Here is a 20,515-nt window from a genome sequence, read left to right as displayed (position 1 = left end):
GTCCCCCGGCTACCGGCTCCTCTGTATATTCTTAGCTCTACGGCATTATTGATCTTTTCTTGTCTTTCCTGTAACTTCTTCATTTTTCGCTCAATCTCGTCGAGTCGTCTTTGCCCTCCATGCTTGCGTTTCCCCAATAGAAAAGTTCTCGTTTGGGGAATCAATCGGCCTGTTGGAGATCCTCGACCTTAAACCAGTCCCCATTTATCATTAAACGGTTTCCAATTGGATCAACCTTCTCAATCACACCCGGGGTTGCAGTCGTTCAGGTACCGGCTTTAGCCTGCTGCCCCAGAAACGTAAATTTTGATTCTCCTGTGACATCACAATCGTCCCCTTGACTTCTTGATAGCTGTCACTTCCCGCCTTGTGACAACTTCAAAATAATGGTAAACGGTTCCCGGCCAGTTCATAGCTAGTATATGCCAACTTCTATTCCGCTAACGTATCCGATAGGTAAAATAATCATTGGTCATGACACAGGAGTGACAATCAACCGCATCAACATATCGACCTTTGGAATTCTATAATCTTCAGTACCGTTGATGACCATGATACCGGAAAGGACAGATAAAAAACAGGCGATGAGTTCCCGGGGATCTTCTTTCGCCAATTCTCCGTTCTGCTGACCTTCTTGGAATAACGGAAGCAGCATATCGATGAAAGTATCCATCGAATATTGCCCCAGCAACTGCTTGACCTTTTCGGGCACACCGTCGGACGTGCGCGCCTGGTGAATGAGCATGAAGTACGGTGCGCCGCTTTCATCGAGAATTTCCGCCGTCAACGCCCTGATTTTCTCGATCGGCGTTCCAGGCATGTCATACACGCTTCGCATGGCTGCTTCCGTTTCAGCCATAGCCTCTTGAACGAGCGACGTGAACAACTCGTCTTTCGATTTGAAATAATGGTAAAGCAGCCCGTTGCTTATGCCCGCCGTTTCCGCGATCAAGCTCATCTTTGCACTAATGATACCTTTACGGGCAAATACCTGGATGGCCGCCGCCTTAATTTGCTCTCTTCGTTCATCGCGAATTTGGTGCAATTTTTCATCATTTAATGGTGTCAATGTCAAGTGCCCCTTTACCGAATATGAATAGACATATATTAGTATAACAAATGTTATCTTAAGAATCGCTAATGCGTTGCCGACTCGAAGGGCGATTCCGAGAACCGAGGCAGCAGTTCTTCCAGAATCACCTTGACTGGCCGTTCGTCATTCGCCTTAAGCTCGGAAAGCAACCGCATTCCCTCATCCGAAGCGGATAGTACTTGTACGGCGGTCTCCGGGTTGAGAATGTGGCGAGGGGATAGGGATAACGTATTTACGGCCCAGTAGAGCCCGTAGAGTTGCCAATCGGGCTTGCTTATAGCCTGTTTGAGCAATAGTTCCATGTAATCCCGGCTAAAATTATTCCCCGAGCTCGAATCCGAACCTTCGTATTCGACGCCTTCCCATCGTAGATCAGCCGTACAATTCAACCAGAAGGCTGGCTCGATCGCTTCTTTGATTCGACGAAGTACGCCGTGCTCCCATTCGGGCAGGAACTTATCGCGTCGTTCTAACAGACAGACCTCCAGTTTTTCGACAGCCATCGCAGCCGCGGTCATACCTTGGCCGAAGATCGGGTCGTAGATGCAGTAAGAGTCTCCCAAAACCAGTAATCCCGCAGGCCAGTGGGACATCTGCTCGTAGCGATGGCAGTACAATTCCGGTACGCGGAAACCTCGGGGAGAGGAGATCGGTTCAAGATCACGTACGATTTCTGCGATGATCGGGCTAGGAAGCTGCTTTATGGCCATTTCGAATTCGGTTGCATCCGTCGGTGGATAATTCCCGCCCGGACGGTAGAGCAGCACTTCGGCAATCTGATTCTCGATAAAAGAGAGCACGCCTGTGTAAGTGCCACAGGCAGGTTGACCCTGGAGGTTGATCACTTCCCATTTATCGATCATGTGGGTCAGGTGAGAAGGCACTTTATATCGACGGGTGCTGTATCCGAGCGAAACTTTTAGAAGATCCGGTTTCGGCACCTCGTATCCCAATTCCGTAAGCCACAGTGAAAGTTTCGAGGAACGTCCACTCGTATCGATAACCAAATCGGCTGTCAGAGCTTTCTCCTGCTTGGATTGATCTCGATCTCTAGCTTGAACGCCAATGACGGATGAACGGTCAGGCGTCGTTAGCAACCGGATCACATCGTGCCTAAGCAGGAAGCGCACATTGGAAATGGTTTTTACGCGTTCGCGGATGACCCATTCAAGTGCCGATCGGCTAAATTTAATATCATTCCTATCATACTTCATTTCCAGACTCCCATGTTGATTCATGAAAAAGACGTCTTTGTTCAGGGACGAAGGGCAACCTTGTGCCACCAAATCGTGCTCATATCCCGGAAAGAGTCGTTCCGTGATCGTTTTCCCGCGCATCGTGAAGCGATGCGGGTGGAATGCCTGCGGAGTACCGGGACGGAGGTCTGGTCCTGAAGGGATGTCGTCCTTCTCTACGATCAGCACTTCGTCGTAATGATCCGATAGTACGCGAGCGGTCATTAATCCTGCCATACCTCCACCGATGATGATAGCCTTGCTTTTGTTAAAATGTGTAGTCATGTAATACATTCCCCTCGACTTAGATTGAACAGTTCAGTCAATCATGTTGCAAAAAAAATATTTCCGCAACTTTTCGTTTTTAGATTGAATGAGTCAGTCAATGTTATTGTGCTATAATTTCTTATTTTTGTCAACACAGCTTACAACTTTATTTTCCATCCCTTATCCATCATGGCCGCTGCCACGGCGATCCTCGTTGTTCCGCAATAACACGTTTCCCATAAATCAAACAACCGCAATGTATGCGGCTTTTAGCATTATCCCTCCTCGTGCGATGAACATGAAAATAGCGATCACTGCCAGACTTGGCCAGAGATACTTAAAGAGCCGAGAGCTGCTATCCCTCTCTTGCATACACGCCCTAAATCATTTTCGAGGGAGTTCATCCCTTCCCAACATAGTGTGCTTTCACCTTTGGCGGTATCGGCAGATTATTCTTCTTTATAAGGGTCACCAGCTCATCGCAAATATCCAAAAAACCATATTGCGGGCTTACGTCCGCAAAGCTGGTCAAGTACCCAAGATACCCCGGGAATTCACAACTAACCTGGTTAAGGTAAGGATCTGTTTTTGCTGACTCCCAGTGGATCGTCATCATGACCCACCCCTTATCCGGGTAAGCCTCTGACTTGAACAACTCAACTATCCTTTCATACTCTTCCATCGCTTTCCTTTTCCGGCCTGAGCGGTAGAGGGTTGAAGCATACTTGCAAAAAAATGGAGGTTTTTCGTTTCCTGGTACAACTTTCGAAAATATGGGACCGCGAGAGCTTTGCATTCCGTATTTTTGGAATCCGCTATGTCTCTGAGCCTAACGTGAAAGTCCACAATCCAAGGATTATGCGTTACTATAGAAGAAGTTCTTCATATTGATATTATGGGCACATAAATATCCGCATTATTTACATGTTGTTCTTCACCGAATTTGAATACTTCTAGGGCTAGCGATCTTGGATTATTATCCAGCCTATTTTCTTCTAAGAAAGATTTTATTAACCTATACGGATCTTTGTCTATTGATCTTACCTTGGCATAACGTTGACTTGGTGTACTGAATCCTACCATGCCTTTGGGAACATCTTCGATTCTTGCTACTTCCATACAATACATATAAGTAAAAAGTACATCATTCGCAAAATGGGGACATACATATTCACGATGATTTAATATCCCTTTTATCTCGCTCCTTCTAGCTAGAAATTCTTCGTTTGCTTCTTTAATGCTATCCCTATCAATCCTTTGAAAAGCATTAGTTACTGATACCCCGACAAAATACTTTTCCTCAAGAGTAACGATCTCGATTTGATTTTTTTGCACGAATCCATCTCCTCGTATCACGCTTTGGAAATATAATCTTCTTTAAAATTCTCCGAACCATTTTGCATTTTTGAATGAAGCACTTCCAGACCACTCAATATTATACCACATATTGGAACTAAACTGTCCGTAACTTCAATTAAAAATTGGAGCATTTGCCGCGGCAAACTGCTCCTGGAACGTTCAACTATCGTTCCCCGTCGAAAATCTCCGCTTGAAGCAACGCCTCATGAGAAACTGTTCATTCACAGCTAAATCGCGCTGGTACACTTCGGGGGCGCTGTTTGGAACCAGTTTGGGCATCAGGATGGGAACCTTATGCTGCCCGCTCGTATGCAGCCCCTCGAAGTGCTTTTTGTTTAAAACCTGCTCCCGTTTGCCTAGTGCCTTCGGATGATCGGCATTGACCGGGTCGCCGCTAAAAATCGTGATCAGGCCATTTTTCTGGTCCTTCACGTCCGCCGAGACCTTGCGTGGATGCCGCTCAACCTCCTCAAAGTGTCAGATAGATCGCTTTGAGCCCTTCTTCTAACCAGCGATGCATGGGATTTATTCTGGGGTGGCCTTTTATATCCATAGTATCCATACCTCTTAACCATTCCCCCTTGGAGCAGTTTTCGTTACTCCTTAAACAAAGGGATGTGGCATACTAAAATGATAAATTGAGTTACTCCCCTCAACCGATCTTCATAAATGAACTCTAGACCGCTTTTCCGGTAACATCAAAACGTTATCAGGGACTCATTCCATCACACGCAGATCTTGCAAGGCGTTCAGTGCAATCTGTTTCGCCTTGCTGCCGGGGCCGTCAATATTTATCGCAAATATCCAAGTCTCCTTATTCGTTTCAACATAACCGATATACCAACCAAGTCCCATGTCCGACAGCCGTGTACCTGTTTTGCCATGGATGGTATAATCGTCATGTTCCAGATCAATCATGATCCGTTTAACTGTTTTCATTGTTTTTTCTTTGACCGGTAACTGTTCCTCAACCAATTTCTCCAGAAAATCCAGCTGTTCAATGGCTGAAATTTTTAAGCTGCTGTTCAGCCAGAAATTGCTTATTCCGCCTGAAATATCCCGATTGCCGTATCCGAAGCGATCTAGGTAATCCTGCATTCGTTCGCTCCCGATGTCTCTCGCCATGATTTGATAGTACCAAATAGCAGAATGTCTCATGGCTGAGGCCAGACTGTGATCCCGGTTCCACACTTCGAATTCTCGCTCGATGCCATCCCATCTCTTTACGTCATATTCGTCCTCAACCGCTTTCTCCTCCAAGCCAATCAGAGCATTGGTAACCTTGAAGCTAGACTCTGGTGTAAACCGCTCTCTGCTTCTCGTCGGATTAAATACGTAAACCTTATCCGTCCTAAGATTCTTGGCAACAAAAGTACCCTCTGTCCCGTTAAATAGGTACCCAAGGTTCACTTCAATTGGTTTTGGTCTGCTACCCGCATTTGCATCTGTTGTCATCGCTGCCATTAGTACCAGTACCGAAAGGACGATCGGGGCTATAACGTGTTTTAGTCCAATTCTCATGTTAATTCCTCCTCTTAATCTCGAATCGTTTGACAGCCTGGAAAACCTTCAAAAGGGATAAAGGATTTTCTAAACTTAAGTATACGAGGATCGATTGGACTCGGGAGAGGTCTTTTTACAAGGTGTACCTATACAGATAGAGGGAGCTGCGCGCGCATGATTTATGCCAAGATTATGCACCATATCGAGCGACAAATCGAAGCAGGGACTTTGAAGCCAGGCAGCAAGCTTCCTTCCATTCGAAGCTTGTCCGAAACTTTTGGCTGCAGCAATAATACCGTTATCAAAGCCTATTCCGAACTGGAGAAGAAGCATCTGATTTACACTGTTCCAAAAAGCGGCTTTTACATTGTGGAAAACATGTATCCGCGTAATGCTGATGCAGCTATAAACCCGGTGGTTGATTTCCTTTCTGCCGGCCCGGACAAGAGCATAATGCCTTTTCGTGATTACCAGCATTGCATCAATCAGGCCATCGAGATTTACAAGGAAGACATGTTCACCTATTCTGACAAGCAGGGGCTGTACTCGCTTCGCAGCGAGCTTGCACGGCATCTTCAAGACCTCCAGGTTTTTACCGTCCCTGAGCGAATTTGCATCGTTTCCGGATCACAGCAAGCGCTTCACCTATTTGTTTCGCTTCCTTTTCCGAACGGAAAGCACGACATCTGTGTCGAGCAGCCTACACACAGGAGCCTTATCGAGTCCATCAAGCTGCAAGGAACCAAGACGTTTGGGGTGGGGATTACGCACGAAGGGATTGATCTTAATCATCTGGAGTCCCTTTTTAAGCGGAACACAATAAAATTTTTTTATACGGTTTCCCGATTTCATAATCCAACCGGGTTCAGTTATTCGAATGCTCAAAAACGAAAAATTGTAGAGTTGGCCCAAAAATATGACGTATATATCATTGAAGATGACTATATGGGGGATCTGGATACGAATCTTAAGCAGGACCCTATGTTCGCCTATGATCCATCTGGACGTGTAATTTACACAAAGAGCTTCTCCAAGGTCATGCTTCCCGGATTGCGCCTGGGATTGGCTGTGGTCCCGGATTCAATGAAAGATCAATTCCTTAGGACGAAATTCGCATCGGATTTGCACACACCTGTACTCACACAGGGGGCGCTCGAAATCTATTTGAAGAGCGGTATGTATGCCGCACATATCTTGCGGATGAGAGAGATCTATAGCCGCAAGGCTGAGCTTCTGCAGGAGGCTTATCGAGCGCATCTTCCCGCGGAGGTTACTTATTCTGGTTCAATGTCTGGCTTCTATTCGACGATCAGTTTGCCAGGCCGCCTTAAAGCAAAGAACCTCGTTGACCATTTACGCAAGCAGCAGGTATTGGTGGACGATGTTCGAGGTATGTTTCTACCTGAATTTGAGCGCGACACGATGATTCGGTTGAGTGTATCCCAAGTGGATGAGGCTCTGATCCATACAGGTATACGGCTGATTGCTTCCGAAATTACAAAGCTGCAATTGAACAAATGGGACGTCAAATTTGTCTGAGATAACAGGTATCTGGAATATAAGATGAAGGGCCTCTCGGGGTTCCTACATACTCGAATCCAATGGACGCTTTCCGGGTACTCGTCAGGCCTTACAAGCTTGGATTCCCGTTCCCGAAACAGATGCTGACCCTCAATAATGACTTGAATAATATCGGTCACACCGCAGATGGCATAACTCTGGCCACATCTGAAAAGGCAGTCATCCATTTACAGTTCACGTTAATAAAGTATAGATATGATCCGTATACTTAGTAACTCAACTTTCGCACCTTAATAATCTAACCTAAGCCTGATGTAACGCGCCTTGCGAACGATTAATTCTTTGAATTGACAGAAAAAACACCTTTCGTTTAGTAAAATGGAAGTTGTCGAGATCCCCATTCCAAACAGAAAGGTGCGAATCTTCATGGTACACCAGAACGCTTTGTCTGAAAGAGTTTGCATCGATGCTGTTTGTTATTTGAAAATCGGTCCGTCGATATACTTCATCGTATGACCGCCAAGACTGCTTTCCAAGCGCTTATTCGCTTCCCACGCTTCCGGATGTTGGATGACAAATATGTTTTGAAGTGGAGAAAGCCAGTAATTTCCCGTGATATGCAAAGATTCCAACTGGTATCCGGTTTACAATAGGGGTCAGAAGGTAATTTCACCTATGACTTTCCGAGATGTCGCTGCCGAACCATTTACTTGAAATTCGTGAGTACGATCCATCGGTATACATGTCGCTGATCGCTTTATTGAACGCCTGCACGAGCTCTTCGTTGTTTTTCTTAAACGCACACGATGCCGTTTCTACCTTCTTGGCTTGGTCAACGATTTTAATTTTCAGATCCGGACGAATTTTTCTTTAGATCAAGGAAAAACAAATTGTTAAATATAAGGGCATCCACCCGCTTCGTCTTCAGCAGTTCCACCGCTTCGTTAACGTCCGGCTCGAGAATAGCTCCGTACTTCAGTTCTAGCGCCCCTTGCACGCTCTCAGCCGTACCGTTCGTTTTCTTTCCTTTCAGATCCTCGAAGCGCATGATGTCCTGGTTTTCCTCCAACGTAATCAAAGTCAAATTGAAATACTGGAACGGATCGGTAAACAAACTCTACGACCGCGAACTTGATGTTGATCCCGATACGTTTTCCAATTTCATTGGAAATATCGATATCGAATCCCGTCAAACCATCCTTGTCTTGAAAGGAGTAAGGCGGGTACGTGCCCGTCGTTGCAACGACAATCTCTCCTTTTTGCTTTAGCTTCTCCAGCGCGTCTATTGGCTTGGTTGCTTTAACGGAAGCGGGAGTACCAGCTCTGGAGACGTTCGTTACGGCTGCCGCCGAATTTGTCTTCGGGCGTACCTGCTTCCGCAATCGATCCGCGATCCATAAATATGATTCGGTCCGCCGCTCGATGGGCGAATTCCATCTCGTGAGTGATGATGATCTGCGTCATGCCTTCTGGGGACAAAACCTCCATGACCTCCAACACTTCCTCCACCAGCTCGGGGTTTATTGTACTTTTTGACGTGCCAAAGCTACGAAAACGCGAAAATCAACCCAATCACGAAAGATAAAACGGATAAAGGGATCGTATAGATGAGGGTGCCTTTCAACAATGGCCACGCGGACATGGAGATAATCTCCAGAATGCGTTCAATTCGATCCAATGTCATACAAACTATCACCTGCCTCGGAACATGAACCGTGCGGCCCGGTATTGAAGCCGCATGATTCGTTTGCTATAATTACGACAAAACCTATGTAATTAATCGGAAATATATCAGAAAAGAGGTGCTTCATGTTTCATTTTAGAGATCAAGATTATCGATGCAGCTCCGAGATCGTAATGCGATTGGTCAGCGGTAAGTGGAAGCTAGCCATTTTATATGTGTTGTCTCAAACATCGTTACGGTATCACGAGCTGCAAAAACGGCTTCCCGACGCGACTCAGCGCATGCTGACCATGCAGCTTAGAGAACTCGAACGCGACGAGCTTGTCGTACGCAAAGTGTATCCTGTCGTGCCGCCGAAGGTTGAATATTCGCTTTCCGAGCTTGGGATCCAAATGGTGCCTCTGCTGAATGCTCTATGCGATTTCGGCACTTTATATATGGAAAGCCCTCTTCGTAACCATTCGAAGGCGGATACCAGCTCAGTCCAGTATCAATAAATGATGAATTTGGCACCGAACTTCTTCCCCAGCTTATCGGCGGCGGCTATCGCAGCATCATCCGACCGGTCGATAAGAATGACGTTCTCGGGATACAATTTGCCTAATAAGACCCATTTGACGAGAGCATTACCGCCGGTTGCAATGAAATGAACCCCCGATTGATTCGTTACGAGTCCGGATCGCTCAAGAATATCTCCTGCTTGGTGTACTTGATACGGATACGGTTCCATCCGCTTCAACTCGGAAATCGTTTCCTGGTCCTGCTCCTGGCGATACATAAACCGATGACCCCGGAAAGCCTGCCCAAGATCGACTTCTATCACTCCTACGGAATTCAACGGCAATTGAAACGCGATGAGCGCCCGCATAGGTTCTACCATACTTGTTACGAGCCGAGCCTCTCGAATATGCACAAGCTCTTGCCCCGATACGGTGCGTCCGGTAACCGTTTGACCATGCCCGGCTTCACTGCGCGGAGCCGAATAATAATCGCTGTACGCATAATCAAAAGCTACCGCATCGGATTCATCGCCGCCCGTCAATTTAACGGGATACCATTGGAGAAGATAGCGGGGCGCATAATCGGGCACTAATCCTAAACTGGCAGGAAGTATGGTTCCGTAACGGTATTGAAAACCATAACCCGCAATATCAAGATCAGGACTTAAGAAGCTTTGGGCAAACTTGACGATTGACCTGTGCGTGATTCTTTTGGACAGCAGCTTAGACAGAAATTCTGTATGCGCCTCCTCCAGAAACCTTAAACCTCTGAACTTCCGACCTTCCCGAATCTCAATCGGAACCTCTTCCCAATTAGCGAAAGGTAACAATGCATTTCTCAAAAGGACGAATTGATGCAGATACTCGTTGTACAGCTGCATAACGACGGGGCCGCCTGCCGCGCCGGTCAGGAGGTCTGTAGCTTGATCGGTCCACAGATGGTTGTCGCACTTGCTTCGGAAGGCAAGACGGCTCAGAACCGAACTCTCGGCTTCTTCGAGAGTCCCCTGTTGCAAGTTCAATTCTCGAACCCAACGAACCAAAGTCTCTCCGATCAGCTCGGCTTGACGGGTAAGCTCAATCCCGACCTGAACTCCAAACTGCAGAGACTCTAGCGGTAATGTCGACTCTCTTCCGGATATCGCCAAACTCGCCTGCAGGGCATCCAAAAGCGTCTCCGCATCCGCTGCCTTGCCCCCAAGCCGCACAACGACCGCTTGAAGTAGAACGTTCAGTGCTTTTACGATGTCCCGGGCTTGGTAAACTCCATTGGGCAAATTCCAAATGAACGTATGCTCATCTTCGCCTTTGATAAATGGATCGATTGGCGGCTTACTAAATACCGAATCCAACTCTAACGCCGTTCCCCCTGCAATACTTCGATTGCCTACATTCCATCGATAAGAAGTCATGTCGTTTCACCTCAACTCTTTTTTTCGACTATACCAACTCCCTTTTCACTTGAGAAGTACGCACTTTTTTGTACGGAAGGATGAATAATGTGCCATAGGATCAAGGTTGTTCGTTCAACACGGAATTTCTCGGAGTATATTTTTAAGACGGGCTCTGAAAATAAGTGGCATTTGTTGTAATAAGTTAATTACATCATCCTTAGTTATGGGATGTTAATTTGGTTTTTCACCTTTGATAAAATATCTTCAAACAAATCAAGGAACTTTTTGCATGCTTCATTCAGATTATCCGGCCGCCGCCGGCACCCGCCCCAAATCCGCCAAACATCTGTCAAACATCCTCCACATTTATGTGAAAAAAATCACAATCTATCGCATACAATAAAAGCAGATACCTCCCATCCAGAAGCACCAGCACCTTGCACCCCCATCCCCTCCAGAAAGCAGGTGATCGCGTCATGACCCCCTCCGACCGGCAAGAAAAACGGCTCGTCGTCGTATGCATAGTAGTAGCGGTCATTATGATGCTGTCGTTGTCCCGTCACATATTCAGCTAACAAAGGAGTTGATCCCCTATGTCCGCTTACGATCCGATTCTGTACAGCCGGATGCTGACCGAGCTGACGCTGGCGTTCCACATTTTGTTCGCGACCATAGGCGTCGGTGTCCCGGTGATGATTGCCCTCGCCGAGTGGACCGGCATTCGCCGCAGCGATCCGCACTATTTGCTGCTCGCCCGGCGCTGGGCGCGAGGTTTTGTGATCACGGTCGCCGTCGGCGTTGTGACCGGCACCGCGATTGGACTTCAGCTGAGTCTGTTATGGCCGAGCTTTATGCAAATTGCCGGACAGGCCATTGCGCTGCCGCTGTTCATGGAGACGTTCGCGTTTTTCTTCGAGGCGATTTTCCTTGGCATTTACTTGTATACGTGGGACCGGTTCAAGCACCAAATGACCCACTTCCTGCTCATGATCCCGGTCATGATCGGGTCATCGGCTTCGGCCGTGTTCATTACGATCGTCAATGCGTTCATGAATACGCCGCAGGGCTTTCGCCTGGATGGCAATAAGATCGTCGATATCGACCCGATTCTGGCGATGCTGAATCCGGCGACGCCGACGAAGGTTGCTCATGTGCTGACTTCCGCCTACATGACAAGCGCATTCGTGCTCGCGTCCATCACCGCATATGCGCTGCTCAAGAAGCGCGACCATATCTATTATCGCAAAGCGCTCCGGCTGACGATGGGGGCCGCTCTCGTATTCTCGATCGCAACCGGAGTTGTAGGCGACTTCTCGGGCAAGTTCCTCGCCGAATACCAGCCGGAAAAGCTGGCTGCGGCGGAGTGGCATTTTGAGACAAGCACGCAGGCTCCGCTCGTATTCGGCGGCATATTGACGGAGAATAACGAGATTAAATACGGTCTCGAGCTGCCCTATGCGCTCAGCATTCTCGCCAAGGACGATCCGAACGGCGAGGTGACCGGACTGAATGAGCTTCCGCCGGACGAGCGTCCGCCGCTGATCGTGCATTATTTTTTCGATGGGATGGTGGCTATCGGCGGGTTTCTGATTGTACTGGGACTGGCATACGCTTGGTGGAGCTGGCGGAACCGCAGGCTTGAAGCCCTGAAGCCGGAGAAAACCAAGCTTCCGCGCTGGCTGCTGCGCACGACGGTTTGGTCCGGTCCGCTTGCGCTGCTTGCGATTGAGCTCGGGTGGATTTTTGCGGAGGTAGGGCGTCAGCCTTGGATATTGCGCGGCTATATGCGTACGTCCGAGGGAGCGACGACGTCCGCTCATGTCGACACGATGCTGCTTGTGTTTTGTGCATTGTATCTGGTGCTTGGGATTACGTCCGTCCGCGTCCTCACCCGCATGTTCCGCAATAACGACGCTATTGACGAGCTGCGGACCCGCGGCATAGAAGGGGGGCTGCCGAAATGAGCTACGAGCTGATCGGCATAACGGTGCTATGGACGTTCCTGTACGGATATCTCATTGTCGCTTCCATTGATTTCGGCGCCGGATTTTTCGGCTATTACAGTGCGGTGACCGGCCACAAGCATCTGGTGCAGGGCATTATTGAGCGCTACTTGTCCCCGGTGTGGGAAGTGACCAATGTATTTCTCATTTTTTTCATCGTCGGCATCGTCGGCTTCTTTCCGGATACGGCGTACTATTACGGCACGGCACTGCTCGTTCCCGGCAGCATCGCCATCGTACTGCTCGCGATCCGCGGCTCGTACTACGCCTTCAGCCATTACGGAGGCAGCGGCACGAAGGATAATGCGCTCTATCTGCTGCTGTACGGTGCCAGCGGATTGTTTATTCCGGCATCGTTATCGACGGTGCTGACGATTTCCGAAGGCGGCTATATCGTGAAATCCGGCGATCAAGTCGTGTTCCTGGTCGATCGGCTGTTCCGCTCTCCCTATTCGTGGTCGGTCGTGCTGCTGGCGCTCGTGAGCGTTCTTTACATTTCCGCCATGTTCCTCACGTATTATACCGACCGGGCCCGGGACAGCGCGGCGCTGGACGTCGTCCGCATTTATGCGCTCGGCTGGAGCATCCCGACGATCCTGTGCTCGCTGCTCGTCTTCTTCGCCATAGACAAGCACAATCCGGTGCATTTTGCAGCGATGATCGACTTGTCCTGGATGTTCGCGCTGTCGCTGCTCTGCTTCCTCATTGCCGTATGGAACGTCTGGCGGCGCCGGCGTTACGGCCTCGCTTTCATTATGGTTATGCTGCAGTTCGGCTTCGCCTTCTACGGTTACGGGGCGGCGCATTTGCCGTATATTTTGTACCCGTACGTGACGATCCATCAAAATTTTACAAGCCCGACGATGGCTCTGGCGCTTATCATCGCCTTCGTCCTCGGCCTGCTGCTGCTCATCCCGTCGCTCTGGCTGCTGATGAAGCTGTTTCTGTTCGACGCCGCTTACGTGCAAGGAAAAGTGCAGACTCGTAAATAATCAGGGAAAGGGTGAAACGGTGATGGAACATTTCCTTATCACCTGGGCGCCTCCGATCGTTGTCGTTGCCGCCCTGGCCGCTGTGTTTTGGTGGGCGCCGCGCGGGAAAATTTGACAGGCCTCCATGGCGTTATCCTTTCCAGCTGACAATGACGATGCCGCTCAGGATGACCATGACGCCAATCCAGCGATGCGGCGGAACGACCTCGCGGAGCACGAATGCCGCAATGAGCAAGGCGACCACATACGCAGCGCTCTGCATCGGATAAGCTACGCTGAGCGGCAGCCGCGACAGGATCGATAGCCAAAGTACGGTTGCCGCACCGTAGCATACGATGCCAAGGAGAATATATGGGGACAGCAGGACGTGAGACCAGTTGCTGAGCTGGAGCCCGCCGAGCTTGGTCAGTCCGATTTTCCAAACGGTTTGTCCCGCTACGAGCAGCAGGATGTTGATCGCCAACAAAATATAGACCATGATGCGATAGTTGCCTCCTCCGATGAGTCGTACTGTATAGTGTACACTCAGCGGAGCGATTTTCCAAATTCATACGGCAAAAGAAGAAGACTGCCCGGCCGCCAAGCTTACGCTCAGGACCGAACAGTCTTCGTTAGTGTCACGTTATATTACAGATACACGGCTTTGCCCGTCTTCGCGGACTCGTAAATCGCTTCGAGAATCTGCGATACGACGAATGCCTGCTCCGGCGTTACGACCGGATCGGTGTCGTTCTCGATCGCTTGAATCCAGAGGCGCATCTCCAGGTCTGGAGCGCTCTCCGTCGCGCCGTCATAGAACGCCACGCCGCCGGATTTCAGCTCGACCTCCTGTGTATACAAGCGGCTGTGCTTCTCGCCGTTAATACGGAGGCCGTCCTTCATGTCCGCGCCCGCTTCCGTACCGGACAGCGTGCATTTCGCCTCGTCGACTTCGAGCGTGTTGAGCGCCCAGGACGATTCCAGGATAATCGTTGCGCCGTTCTCCATCACGATCATGCCGAACGCGGAATCTTCGACGGTGAACTTTGCCGGGTCCCATGGACCCCAGGCATTCGCCGCATTTTCACGCTGGGACAGCTTGTGATACGCGGTGCCGAGCACAACCTTCGGCTTGTAGTTGTTCATCATCCACAGCGTCAGGTCGAGCGCGTGCGTGCCGATATCGATGAGCGGACCTCCGCCCTGCTTTTCCTCATCGAGGAACACGCCCCATGTCGGTACTGCGCGGCGGCGAATCGCATGACCCTTCGCAAAATAAATCTCCCCAAGCTCCCCGTCTTCGCACAGCTTCTTCAGATGCTGGCTGTCCGGGCGGAACCGGTTGTTGTAGCCGATCGTCAGCTTCTTGCCGGTGCGCTTCGCCGCATCGACCATGCGCTGCGCGTCCGCAGCCGTCTTCGCCATCGGCTTCTCGCACATGACGTGCTTGCCCGCTTCCAGCGCCGCAATGGTAATGTCTGCATGGGAATCGTTCGGCGTGCACACATGAACGATGTCGATGGAGCCGTCGCTCAGCAGCTCATTGTAGTCCGTATATACCTTCGCGCCTTCCGCGCCGTACTTGCCGGCCGCTTCTGCTGCCCGCTCCTCGATAACATCGCAGAACGCAACGATCTCTACATTGTTCAGCTTCTTCAGACTTGGCAAATGCTTGCCGTTGGCAATGCCGCCGCAGCCTACAATTCCAATTCGATATGTACGAGACATGCTTCAGTTCCTCCTCGATATGGACTACAATAAGTATATTGCACAGCTAGACAAAATAAAATTTCCATTCTAGTTGTTTGTTTATGCGATTTTGGCATGTGGAGGATGAGCCATATGGAACTCCTTGACATTCATAAAGAATTGATTCAGTATGAAAACCCTTTTATGTCTCTTAAAATTTTCCAGGCCCAGCGTGAGCATGAGCACGCGACCCGCTGGCATTATCACAAGGAGATTGAGCTGCTCGCCGTGCTGGAAGGGCGCATGGATGTGTTTATTGAGGAAGGGCTTGTGCAGCTGCAGGAAGGCGGCGTTGCCCTGGTCGGCTCCTCCCAGCTCCACCGTGACCGCTCGTATGCGGAGGAGAAGCTGGACTATCTCGTGCTGCAATTCGATCTGGAGCAAGCGATCGACCCCAGCACGATGCCGCATTATCGTTTCTTCTCCGAGACGCGATTTCCGCTCAGCCGGCTGAACGACACGCTGCGCGAGCAGCCCGAAACCCAGCGCGCCGTCTTCGACGCTATCAAGGACATATACCGCGAATGGTCGGCCAAGCGCGACGGCTACGAGCTGGCGATCAGCATCTCCGTCAAGCGAATCTTGCTGGCCCTTCTGCGCAGCAGCGCTTACCGTACTATCGATTTGATGGAGAACGCGGATCTGATCCGGCTGAAGCCCGTGTTCGATTATGTCGAAGTCAATCTCGACGGCAAAATTTCCGTGGAGGAAGCGAGCCGAGCCGCCAATGTCAGCTATTATTATTTTGTGAAATTTTTCAAGAAAACGCTTGGCATGACGTTCATGGACTATGTGAATCTGAAGAAAATCAAGCGTGCGGAGAAGCTGCTGCTTACCCGGCCCATCAGCGTGGCTGAGGTCGGCGAGCAAATCGGGATGCCGAACATGGCTCATTTCTACAAAATGTTCCGCAAATACAACCGCTGCTCTCCAAACGAATTTCGCAGGCGGATGCAGGAGTGGGGCCCGGTAGAGCGGTGAAAACGGCAGGGCGGGGCAGTTCGTCGGAGGCGAATAAGGGAGCAGCGCCGCGGCGTTCTGCTCCCTGTTATGGTAGAACCTATCGTTTATCTTGATTTATATTTTCAAAACCAGTTTGCCTACCGTGTTTTTTTGTTCTAAAAGTGCCAGAGCTTCTGCCGCTTTTTCCAAAGGATACACACCGTGAATCTCAGCATGGATCTCTTTTCTTGCCAGCATGCTTAACGCTTCCCTCGCTGCTTTACCGGTCTCTGCGGGATTGCTTTCCGCGTAGGCTCCTAATGAAAACCCGGCCGTCTGTCTGTTGGAAAACCAGATTTGGTTAAAAGAGTACGGGACATCCTCTTCACCGCTGGCGTTTCCGACAACAACCAACTGACCGAGCGGGCGTAGCACCTCTAAATTTTGTTTGCGAACGCTTCCCCCGACCGGGTCAAAGACAGCGTGAACGCCTTTCTGTCCCGTAGCCTTCAAAGTTTTCTCTGCAAAACCGGACCGGATAAATAACTCGTCATATCCGAAGGAAGCGGCTAGCCTCACTTTCTCCGGATTCCCGACGGTCCCCCATACCTGGCCGGCTCCCAGACGCCGTGCAACCTGCCCCAGAAAGCCGCCCAACCCGCCTACAGCCGCATGAACAAGAACGCTGTCGCCCTCTCTCATCCGATACACATCTTTGACGGCCAAGTAAGCTGTTGTCAAATTTACAATGGATGCCGCCGCTGTCGCCAAGTCGAGCTCAGCCCCTAATTGATCCAACGGAACCGTCAATTCCGGCCTCACATTCGCGATCGATGCAAACCCGTTAAAATCGAGCAGTGTCATCGAGGCTACGGGTTGACCGATATAGAATCCCTCTACGCCTTCCCCGATGGCACGTACATAACCCGCTACCTCTAAACCGGGCGTTAGCGGCAGCGGAAAATCCGACAAAAATTCGCCGCGGCTTAGCAGCACTTCAAAATAACCGACTCCTGCATACGCGACATCGATGGTAAGCATTCCGGCGGCGGGCTGCAGGTCCGGCTTCTCGCCATATCGTAAGCTTTCCGGTCCTCCTGGTCGATCGATTACAATAGCTTTCATCTCCATAAACCTCCTGGATTGGGAATGAGCTCATTATAGTTAGTAACCCAGGAGGCAACCAGTTTGCCTTTATACAGGTATCCGGACTAACAGGATAGCTTACGCAAGTCTGCTAATTTCTCCTCCGTACCGGTAGTTGCGATCGGCGTAAATATACAGCAATGAAGGTCTTCATCACCGTTAATCGTAGAAAAGGTATTCAATTGAAAATACAATCTTCCTGCAACACAATGATCGAACGTGTAAAGGATGGCTTTCTTTTGCTGAACATTATGCAATCGCCATAAGCGTTGAAAATCCCCGCTCTCGAGGCACATCCGCTGAACGAAGGCTTCAAACCAACGATCTCCGGGCTTTTGGTCATAATACATCCGAAATACACCCATCGTATAATTCGCAAACTCATTCCAGTTTACCAGCTGCTCGCGCAGATTGGGATCTGCAAATATGATTCTCGTCATGACGCGCTCGTCCGCGGGAACGGCATGAAAATCCGTTATCATTTCAGTTGCCAGCCGATTGTACGCGAGTACCTCAGTTCGATGATTTGCGATAATGGCCGGGTAGTTGACTTGGTCTATAATCTTTTGCAGGTCCGGGTATGCTTCCCCGGTTTTCAAGCTGGCGTTCCTGTCACCGCCGTAATCGGCCAATCGAAGCACATGCGCCTGTTCATCCGAAGACAGCTGCAAAGCTCGAGCGACGCTCTCAAGGACTTCCCTTGAAACGGAACCGACTCTGCCCTGTTCCAGCCAGGTATACCAAGTGATACTCACACCCGCAAGCTGGGCAACCTCCTCCCTGCGCAAGCCCGGAGTTCTTCTTCTGCCAAAGCGGCTTGCGATCTCGACTCGATCCGGTTTCATCCTTTCACGGCGGGATTTTAAAAAGTCTCCAAGTATTTTAATCTTATCGTTCTCCAAAACCATGCAACCACACCTTACCAAGAGTTTATTCCCTTATTCGTAACCGGGCTATCGTTAACCCTAATATTACCACATTCTAGAACGTCCTGTGCCCGTTCCTGGAGCAAGCAAGTACACTTCAACTTTACGTGTTGACTTCGAGCCAACTCTAAGTTTTACAATACGTGTAATTTATGACGAAGGAGCTAGGAAGCATGAATAGACGAATTGAGGTCGCAAGCTACGGCGGAGAAGAGGTACTGAAGCTCGTACATGAACCGTTACGGGAGCCGCACCCCAACGAGCTGCGCATCCGTGTGGAAGGCGCAGGGGTGGCTCTTGCGGACATTATGAGGCGCGAGGGAAAATATCCGAATTCGCCGGCCGTGCCATTTGTACCGGGCTACGATGCCGTCGGTATCGTTGACAGGGTTGGGAGCGATGTGGGACAGTATAAGGAAGGGGATCGGGCAGGCGTTTTTTACAATGGCACGGGAGCCTACGCGGAGTACGTGTATGAGGCGGCCGATCACGTGTTTCGCATACCGGCATCCGTTGATGCGGCAGAAGCCGTGGCCATTGTGCTAAATTACGTCACGGCTTATCAAATGCTGCACAGGCTTGCCCAAGTATCACATGGGGAGCGGATACTGGTTCACGGCGCCGCCGGAGGAGTCGGGTCAGCTCTTCTTGATCTTGGAAGGCAGCTCGGTCTTCGGATGTACGGAACGGCTTCCGCAGCCAAGCATTCCGTGCTGACTGAGTTCGGAGCGCTGCCCATCGATTACCGCAAGGACGATTTCGTCCGAGTGCTGGCCGAAACGGTTCCCGGTGGTATAGATGCGGTGTTCGATCCGATCGGCGGCGAGCATTGGATGCGCTCCTTCCGCACGTTGGGAGCGGAAGGCCGTTTTATCGGCTACGGGTACACATCGGTTCTAGGTCACGGACAGACCGCGGCTTGGGTAAGCGATTGGAGCTCTTTGGCGGAAAGCGGCAGGACGCCTCAAGGACACCCGGCCTATCTGTACAGCATCACCGGGCTTAGAGGGACTCATCCCGAATGGTTTCTGGAGGATGTTGCGCTGCTGATGTCCTGGCTCGAGGAAGGAAAGCTCAAGCCTCTTGTATCTCATCGTATTCCGCTGTCCAGAGCAGCGGAGGCTCACCGGCTGCTGACCTCTTCCAACGGGAACGCAGCGGTTGGGAAAATCGTGTTAATCCCAGGATAACATGTTGCTAGCAGGCGAGGAGGCACAATCATGTACACCATCAGCGAGGTAGCCCGGTTAACCGGAATCACGGCATTTACCCTGCGTTATTATGAGAAGATCGGCATTCTGCCTAATCCGGTCCGCCGGGGAGAAAAGCGGCATGGAGCCCGGTTTTACAGCGATCAGGATCTTCAATTCATTCGGTTTATTCATGGCCTGAAAGAGACTGGGATGTCTTTGGAACATATCGCCGCTTTCGCCGAGGACGGCTGCCTGCTTGCTCCCCGAGAGGAAGAGCTCGATGTACGGCGGACAATAGAAAAGCGGCTTAGCTTGCTGGATCTGCATACGGAACGGCTCGAACGGGAGATGGAACGGCTCGCGGCAGTGAGAGCGGCTGCCGAGGAGAAGCGGGCGTTCTATACGGAGCTATTGGAGAAGGAAATGGGGTCTGCAGGGGCCCGCAGCAGTGTAGCGAATCATGCAGCGGAGACATAATGTGACAATAGGGCCGGCCTGTTGATTACCACTAAATGGTGAAAGAGAGCCGTCAACTCGGTAAAATCGTTTGTCCCCCTACAAACCACCGAAAGGTGACGACTCCAAAGCAGGCAGGTATCCTCTGCATATCCAATAAAGATTTCAGAGGCGCAATCTCACTGCAAATAATAAATATAAAACAACAGGTAATCCTCCCGCTGAAAGTATTGTGATTGCAGTACGTACGATCTTCTCTTCTCGTAATATCCGCAATAATAATTTATACCCGAAAATACCAACTAATCCACCCAAACAATTTAATAGGATGTCATCAATGTCTGATGCTCCAATGCCAAAAAGCCCCTGAATGATTTCAATAAATGAACTCAATATGAAGATAAGGAGCAGATTGGTTAATACTCTTTTATCGTTTTTGAATAATGACAAATAGGTGCCAATAGGAATAAAGATCACTATATTGCCAACCACATTAACAAAAGCGAAATTTTTTATTTGAATATCAAGTTGCCTCAGCAAATCCTTCACATGCGAACATTTGTTTGATATATT

General features: G+C 49.9%; 24 protein-coding genes. 8 read left to right on the top strand and 16 right to left on the bottom strand.

All coding sequences use genetic code 11. The features are described 5' to 3' along the window. Positions 1 to 472: 472 nt before the first annotated feature. The 6 genes from ACFFK0_RS28110 to blaOXA all read right to left on the bottom strand — a co-directional run bounded on the left by ACFFK0_RS28110 (position 473) and on the right by blaOXA (position 5,475). Positions 473 to 1,069, bottom strand: a complete 597-nt coding sequence (locus ACFFK0_RS28110; RefSeq protein ID WP_377474267.1) for a TetR/AcrR family transcriptional regulator — start codon at positions 1,067 to 1,069, stop codon at positions 473 to 475. A 68-nt stretch (positions 1,070 to 1,137) separates the two neighbouring features. Then, on the bottom strand, positions 1,138 to 2,613 hold the full coding sequence (locus tag ACFFK0_RS28105; protein ID WP_377474265.1) for an FAD-dependent oxidoreductase: 1,476 nt from the start codon (positions 2,611 to 2,613) through the stop codon (positions 1,138 to 1,140). Positions 2,614 to 2,995: 382 nt separating this feature from the next. Further along, positions 2,996 to 3,277, bottom strand: coding sequence for a hypothetical protein (locus ACFFK0_RS28100; protein ID WP_377474263.1), 282 nt, complete (start codon positions 3,275 to 3,277; stop codon positions 2,996 to 2,998). A gap of 200 nt (positions 3,278 to 3,477) precedes the next feature. Further along, positions 3,478 to 3,930, bottom strand: a complete 453-nt coding sequence (locus tag ACFFK0_RS28095) for a GyrI-like domain-containing protein (RefSeq protein ID WP_377474261.1) — start codon at positions 3,928 to 3,930, stop codon at positions 3,478 to 3,480. Between the two features lie 183 nt (positions 3,931 to 4,113). Continuing rightward, the gene (locus ACFFK0_RS28090; RefSeq protein ID WP_377474259.1) at positions 4,114 to 4,386 is read right to left on the bottom strand and encodes a hypothetical protein; all 273 of its coding nucleotides are present in this window, start codon (positions 4,384 to 4,386) and stop codon (positions 4,114 to 4,116) included. A 285-nt stretch (positions 4,387 to 4,671) separates the two neighbouring features. Next, entirely contained in the window at positions 4,672 to 5,475 is an 804-nt protein-coding gene (blaOXA, locus tag ACFFK0_RS28085) for a class D beta-lactamase (protein ID WP_377474257.1), read from the bottom strand. 156 nt (positions 5,476 to 5,631) lie between these two features. Here blaOXA and ACFFK0_RS28080 point away from each other — a divergent pair, with 156 nt between their 5' ends. Next, positions 5,632 to 6,996 carry an aminotransferase-like domain-containing protein gene (locus ACFFK0_RS28080; protein ID WP_377474255.1) on the top strand — a complete coding sequence of 455 codons (1,365 nt, stop codon included), beginning with the start codon at positions 5,632 to 5,634 and terminating at the stop codon, positions 6,994 to 6,996. A 651-nt stretch (positions 6,997 to 7,647) separates the two neighbouring features. Here ACFFK0_RS28080 and ACFFK0_RS28075 read toward each other — a convergent pair. Genes ACFFK0_RS28075 through ACFFK0_RS28060 form a run of 4 tightly spaced genes read right to left on the bottom strand, consistent with a single transcriptional unit; the run spans position 7,648 to position 8,466 of the window. Next, positions 7,648 to 7,818 carry a transporter substrate-binding domain-containing protein gene (locus ACFFK0_RS28075; protein ID WP_377474317.1) on the bottom strand — a complete coding sequence of 57 codons (171 nt, stop codon included), beginning with the start codon at positions 7,816 to 7,818 and terminating at the stop codon, positions 7,648 to 7,650. A gap of 1 nt (position 7,819) precedes the next feature. Further along, complete coding sequence (locus tag ACFFK0_RS28070; protein WP_377474253.1) at positions 7,820 to 8,026, bottom strand: type 2 periplasmic-binding domain-containing protein; 207 nt, start codon at positions 8,024 to 8,026, stop codon at positions 7,820 to 7,822. Continuing rightward, positions 7,980 to 8,360 (bottom strand): transporter substrate-binding domain-containing protein, encoded by a 381-nt coding sequence (locus ACFFK0_RS28065; RefSeq protein WP_377474251.1) that lies wholly within the window; start codon positions 8,358 to 8,360, stop codon positions 7,980 to 7,982. The genes ACFFK0_RS28070 and ACFFK0_RS28065 overlap by 47 nt, the downstream gene beginning before the upstream one ends. Beyond that, positions 8,278 to 8,466 (bottom strand): ATP-binding cassette domain-containing protein, encoded by a 189-nt coding sequence (locus ACFFK0_RS28060; RefSeq protein ID WP_377474319.1) that lies wholly within the window; start codon positions 8,464 to 8,466, stop codon positions 8,278 to 8,280. The genes ACFFK0_RS28065 and ACFFK0_RS28060 overlap by 83 nt, the downstream gene beginning before the upstream one ends. Before the next feature lie 321 nt (positions 8,467 to 8,787). Between ACFFK0_RS28060 and ACFFK0_RS28055 the strand changes: the two genes are divergently transcribed. Further along, positions 8,788 to 9,159 carry a winged helix-turn-helix transcriptional regulator gene (locus ACFFK0_RS28055; protein ID WP_377474249.1) on the top strand — a complete coding sequence of 124 codons (372 nt, stop codon included), beginning with the start codon at positions 8,788 to 8,790 and terminating at the stop codon, positions 9,157 to 9,159. On the opposite strand, the gene ACFFK0_RS28050 is transcribed toward ACFFK0_RS28055, so the two are convergent. Continuing rightward, positions 9,153 to 10,574, bottom strand: coding sequence for a hypothetical protein (locus ACFFK0_RS28050; protein ID WP_377474247.1), 1,422 nt, complete (start codon positions 10,572 to 10,574; stop codon positions 9,153 to 9,155). The genes ACFFK0_RS28055 and ACFFK0_RS28050 overlap by 7 nt on opposite strands. Positions 10,575 to 11,149: 575 nt before the next feature. Between ACFFK0_RS28050 and ACFFK0_RS28045 the strand changes: the two genes are divergently transcribed. The 3 genes from ACFFK0_RS28045 to cydS are packed head-to-tail and all read left to right on the top strand — an operon-like array spanning position 11,150 to position 13,666. Further along, positions 11,150 to 12,520 (top strand): cytochrome ubiquinol oxidase subunit I, encoded by a 1,371-nt coding sequence (locus ACFFK0_RS28045; protein WP_377474245.1) that lies wholly within the window; start codon positions 11,150 to 11,152, stop codon positions 12,518 to 12,520. Then, positions 12,517 to 13,551: a cytochrome d ubiquinol oxidase subunit II gene (locus ACFFK0_RS28040; RefSeq protein ID WP_377474243.1), complete on the top strand. Its 1,035-nt coding sequence runs from the start codon at positions 12,517 to 12,519 to the stop codon at positions 13,549 to 13,551. Before ACFFK0_RS28045 ends, ACFFK0_RS28040 begins: the two co-directional genes overlap by 4 nt. A gap of 22 nt (positions 13,552 to 13,573) precedes the next feature. Beyond that, positions 13,574 to 13,666 (top strand): cytochrome bd oxidase small subunit CydS family protein, encoded by a 93-nt coding sequence (cydS, locus tag ACFFK0_RS28035; RefSeq protein WP_377474241.1) that lies wholly within the window; start codon positions 13,574 to 13,576, stop codon positions 13,664 to 13,666. Positions 13,667 to 13,681: 15 nt separating this feature from the next. Here the strand turns inward: cydS and ACFFK0_RS28030 are convergent, their stop codons facing one another. After that, entirely contained in the window at positions 13,682 to 14,029 is a 348-nt protein-coding gene (locus ACFFK0_RS28030) for an EamA family transporter (RefSeq protein ID WP_377474239.1), read from the bottom strand. Between the two features lie 149 nt (positions 14,030 to 14,178). Continuing rightward, positions 14,179 to 15,258 (bottom strand): Gfo/Idh/MocA family protein, encoded by a 1,080-nt coding sequence (locus ACFFK0_RS28025; RefSeq protein ID WP_377474236.1) that lies wholly within the window; start codon positions 15,256 to 15,258, stop codon positions 14,179 to 14,181. A gap of 114 nt (positions 15,259 to 15,372) precedes the next feature. On the opposite strand from ACFFK0_RS28025, the gene ACFFK0_RS28020 reads away from it, so the two are divergent. Continuing rightward, entirely contained in the window at positions 15,373 to 16,260 is an 888-nt protein-coding gene (locus tag ACFFK0_RS28020; protein ID WP_377474234.1) for a helix-turn-helix transcriptional regulator, read from the top strand. A 96-nt stretch (positions 16,261 to 16,356) separates the two neighbouring features. Here ACFFK0_RS28020 and ACFFK0_RS28015 read toward each other — a convergent pair whose 3' ends face one another. Then, positions 16,357 to 17,346, bottom strand: coding sequence for a quinone oxidoreductase family protein (locus ACFFK0_RS28015; RefSeq protein ID WP_377474232.1), 990 nt, complete (start codon positions 17,344 to 17,346; stop codon positions 16,357 to 16,359). A gap of 86 nt (positions 17,347 to 17,432) precedes the next feature. Continuing rightward, entirely contained in the window at positions 17,433 to 18,275 is an 843-nt protein-coding gene (locus ACFFK0_RS28010) for a helix-turn-helix transcriptional regulator (RefSeq protein WP_377474230.1), read from the bottom strand. Positions 18,276 to 18,466: 191 nt separating this feature from the next. Between ACFFK0_RS28010 and ACFFK0_RS28005 the strand changes: the two genes are divergently transcribed. Both ACFFK0_RS28005 and ACFFK0_RS28000 read left to right on the top strand, forming a co-directional pair. Beyond that, complete coding sequence (locus tag ACFFK0_RS28005; RefSeq protein WP_377474228.1) at positions 18,467 to 19,483, top strand: medium chain dehydrogenase/reductase family protein; 1,017 nt, start codon at positions 18,467 to 18,469, stop codon at positions 19,481 to 19,483. A gap of 30 nt (positions 19,484 to 19,513) precedes the next feature. Next, entirely contained in the window at positions 19,514 to 19,963 is a 450-nt protein-coding gene (locus ACFFK0_RS28000; RefSeq protein WP_377474226.1) for a MerR family transcriptional regulator, read from the top strand. Positions 19,964 to 20,107: 144 nt separating this feature from the next. Here the strand turns inward: ACFFK0_RS28000 and ACFFK0_RS27995 are convergent. Beyond that, positions 20,108 to 20,515: VanZ family protein (locus ACFFK0_RS27995; RefSeq protein WP_377474224.1), on the bottom strand; the 408-nt coding region annotated here is incomplete at its 5' end.

The organism is Paenibacillus chartarius (genome assembly GCF_042432825.1).
In the GTDB taxonomy this organism is placed as follows: Bacteria; Bacillota; Bacilli; order Paenibacillales; family NBRC-103111; genus Gordoniibacillus; species Gordoniibacillus chartarius.
This window is presented reverse-complemented; position numbering and strand designations above follow the sequence as displayed.

Excerpts from the sequence above, each read along its gene's own strand:
- ACFFK0_RS28105 (WP_377474265.1), bottom strand. The coding sequence starts at position 2,613 with ATGACTACACATTTTAACAAAAGCAAGGCTATCATCATCGGTGGAGGT.
- ACFFK0_RS28100 (WP_377474263.1), bottom strand. The coding sequence starts at position 3,277 with ATGGAAGAGTATGAAAGGATAGTTGAGTTGTTCAAGTCAGAGGCTTAC.
- blaOXA (WP_377474257.1), bottom strand. The coding sequence starts at position 5,475 with ATGAGAATTGGACTAAAACACGTTATAGCCCCGATCGTCCTTTCGGTA.
- ACFFK0_RS28080 (WP_377474255.1), top strand. The coding sequence starts at position 5,632 with ATGATTTATGCCAAGATTATGCACCATATCGAGCGACAAATCGAAGCA.
- ACFFK0_RS28070 (WP_377474253.1), bottom strand. The coding sequence starts at position 8,026 with ATGCGCTTCGAGGATCTGAAAGGAAAGAAAACGAACGGTACGGCTGAG.
- ACFFK0_RS28060 (WP_377474319.1), bottom strand. The coding sequence starts at position 8,466 with ATGGAGGTTTTGTCCCCAGAAGGCATGACGCAGATCATCATCACTCAC.
- ACFFK0_RS28055 (WP_377474249.1), top strand. The coding sequence starts at position 8,788 with ATGTTTCATTTTAGAGATCAAGATTATCGATGCAGCTCCGAGATCGTA.
- ACFFK0_RS28050 (WP_377474247.1), bottom strand. The coding sequence starts at position 10,574 with ATGACTTCTTATCGATGGAATGTAGGCAATCGAAGTATTGCAGGGGGA.
- ACFFK0_RS28045 (WP_377474245.1), top strand. The coding sequence starts at position 11,150 with ATGTCCGCTTACGATCCGATTCTGTACAGCCGGATGCTGACCGAGCTG.
- ACFFK0_RS28040 (WP_377474243.1), top strand. The coding sequence starts at position 12,517 with ATGAGCTACGAGCTGATCGGCATAACGGTGCTATGGACGTTCCTGTAC.
- cydS (WP_377474241.1), top strand. The coding sequence starts at position 13,574 with ATGGAACATTTCCTTATCACCTGGGCGCCTCCGATCGTTGTCGTTGCC.
- ACFFK0_RS28030 (WP_377474239.1), bottom strand. The coding sequence starts at position 14,029 with ATGGTCTATATTTTGTTGGCGATCAACATCCTGCTGCTCGTAGCGGGA.
- ACFFK0_RS28025 (WP_377474236.1), bottom strand. The coding sequence starts at position 15,258 with ATGTCTCGTACATATCGAATTGGAATTGTAGGCTGCGGCGGCATTGCC.
- ACFFK0_RS28020 (WP_377474234.1), top strand. The coding sequence starts at position 15,373 with ATGGAACTCCTTGACATTCATAAAGAATTGATTCAGTATGAAAACCCT.
- ACFFK0_RS28015 (WP_377474232.1), bottom strand. The coding sequence starts at position 17,346 with ATGAAAGCTATTGTAATCGATCGACCAGGAGGACCGGAAAGCTTACGA.
- ACFFK0_RS28010 (WP_377474230.1), bottom strand. The coding sequence starts at position 18,275 with ATGGTTTTGGAGAACGATAAGATTAAAATACTTGGAGACTTTTTAAAA.
- ACFFK0_RS28005 (WP_377474228.1), top strand. The coding sequence starts at position 18,467 with ATGAATAGACGAATTGAGGTCGCAAGCTACGGCGGAGAAGAGGTACTG.
- ACFFK0_RS28000 (WP_377474226.1), top strand. The coding sequence starts at position 19,514 with ATGTACACCATCAGCGAGGTAGCCCGGTTAACCGGAATCACGGCATTT.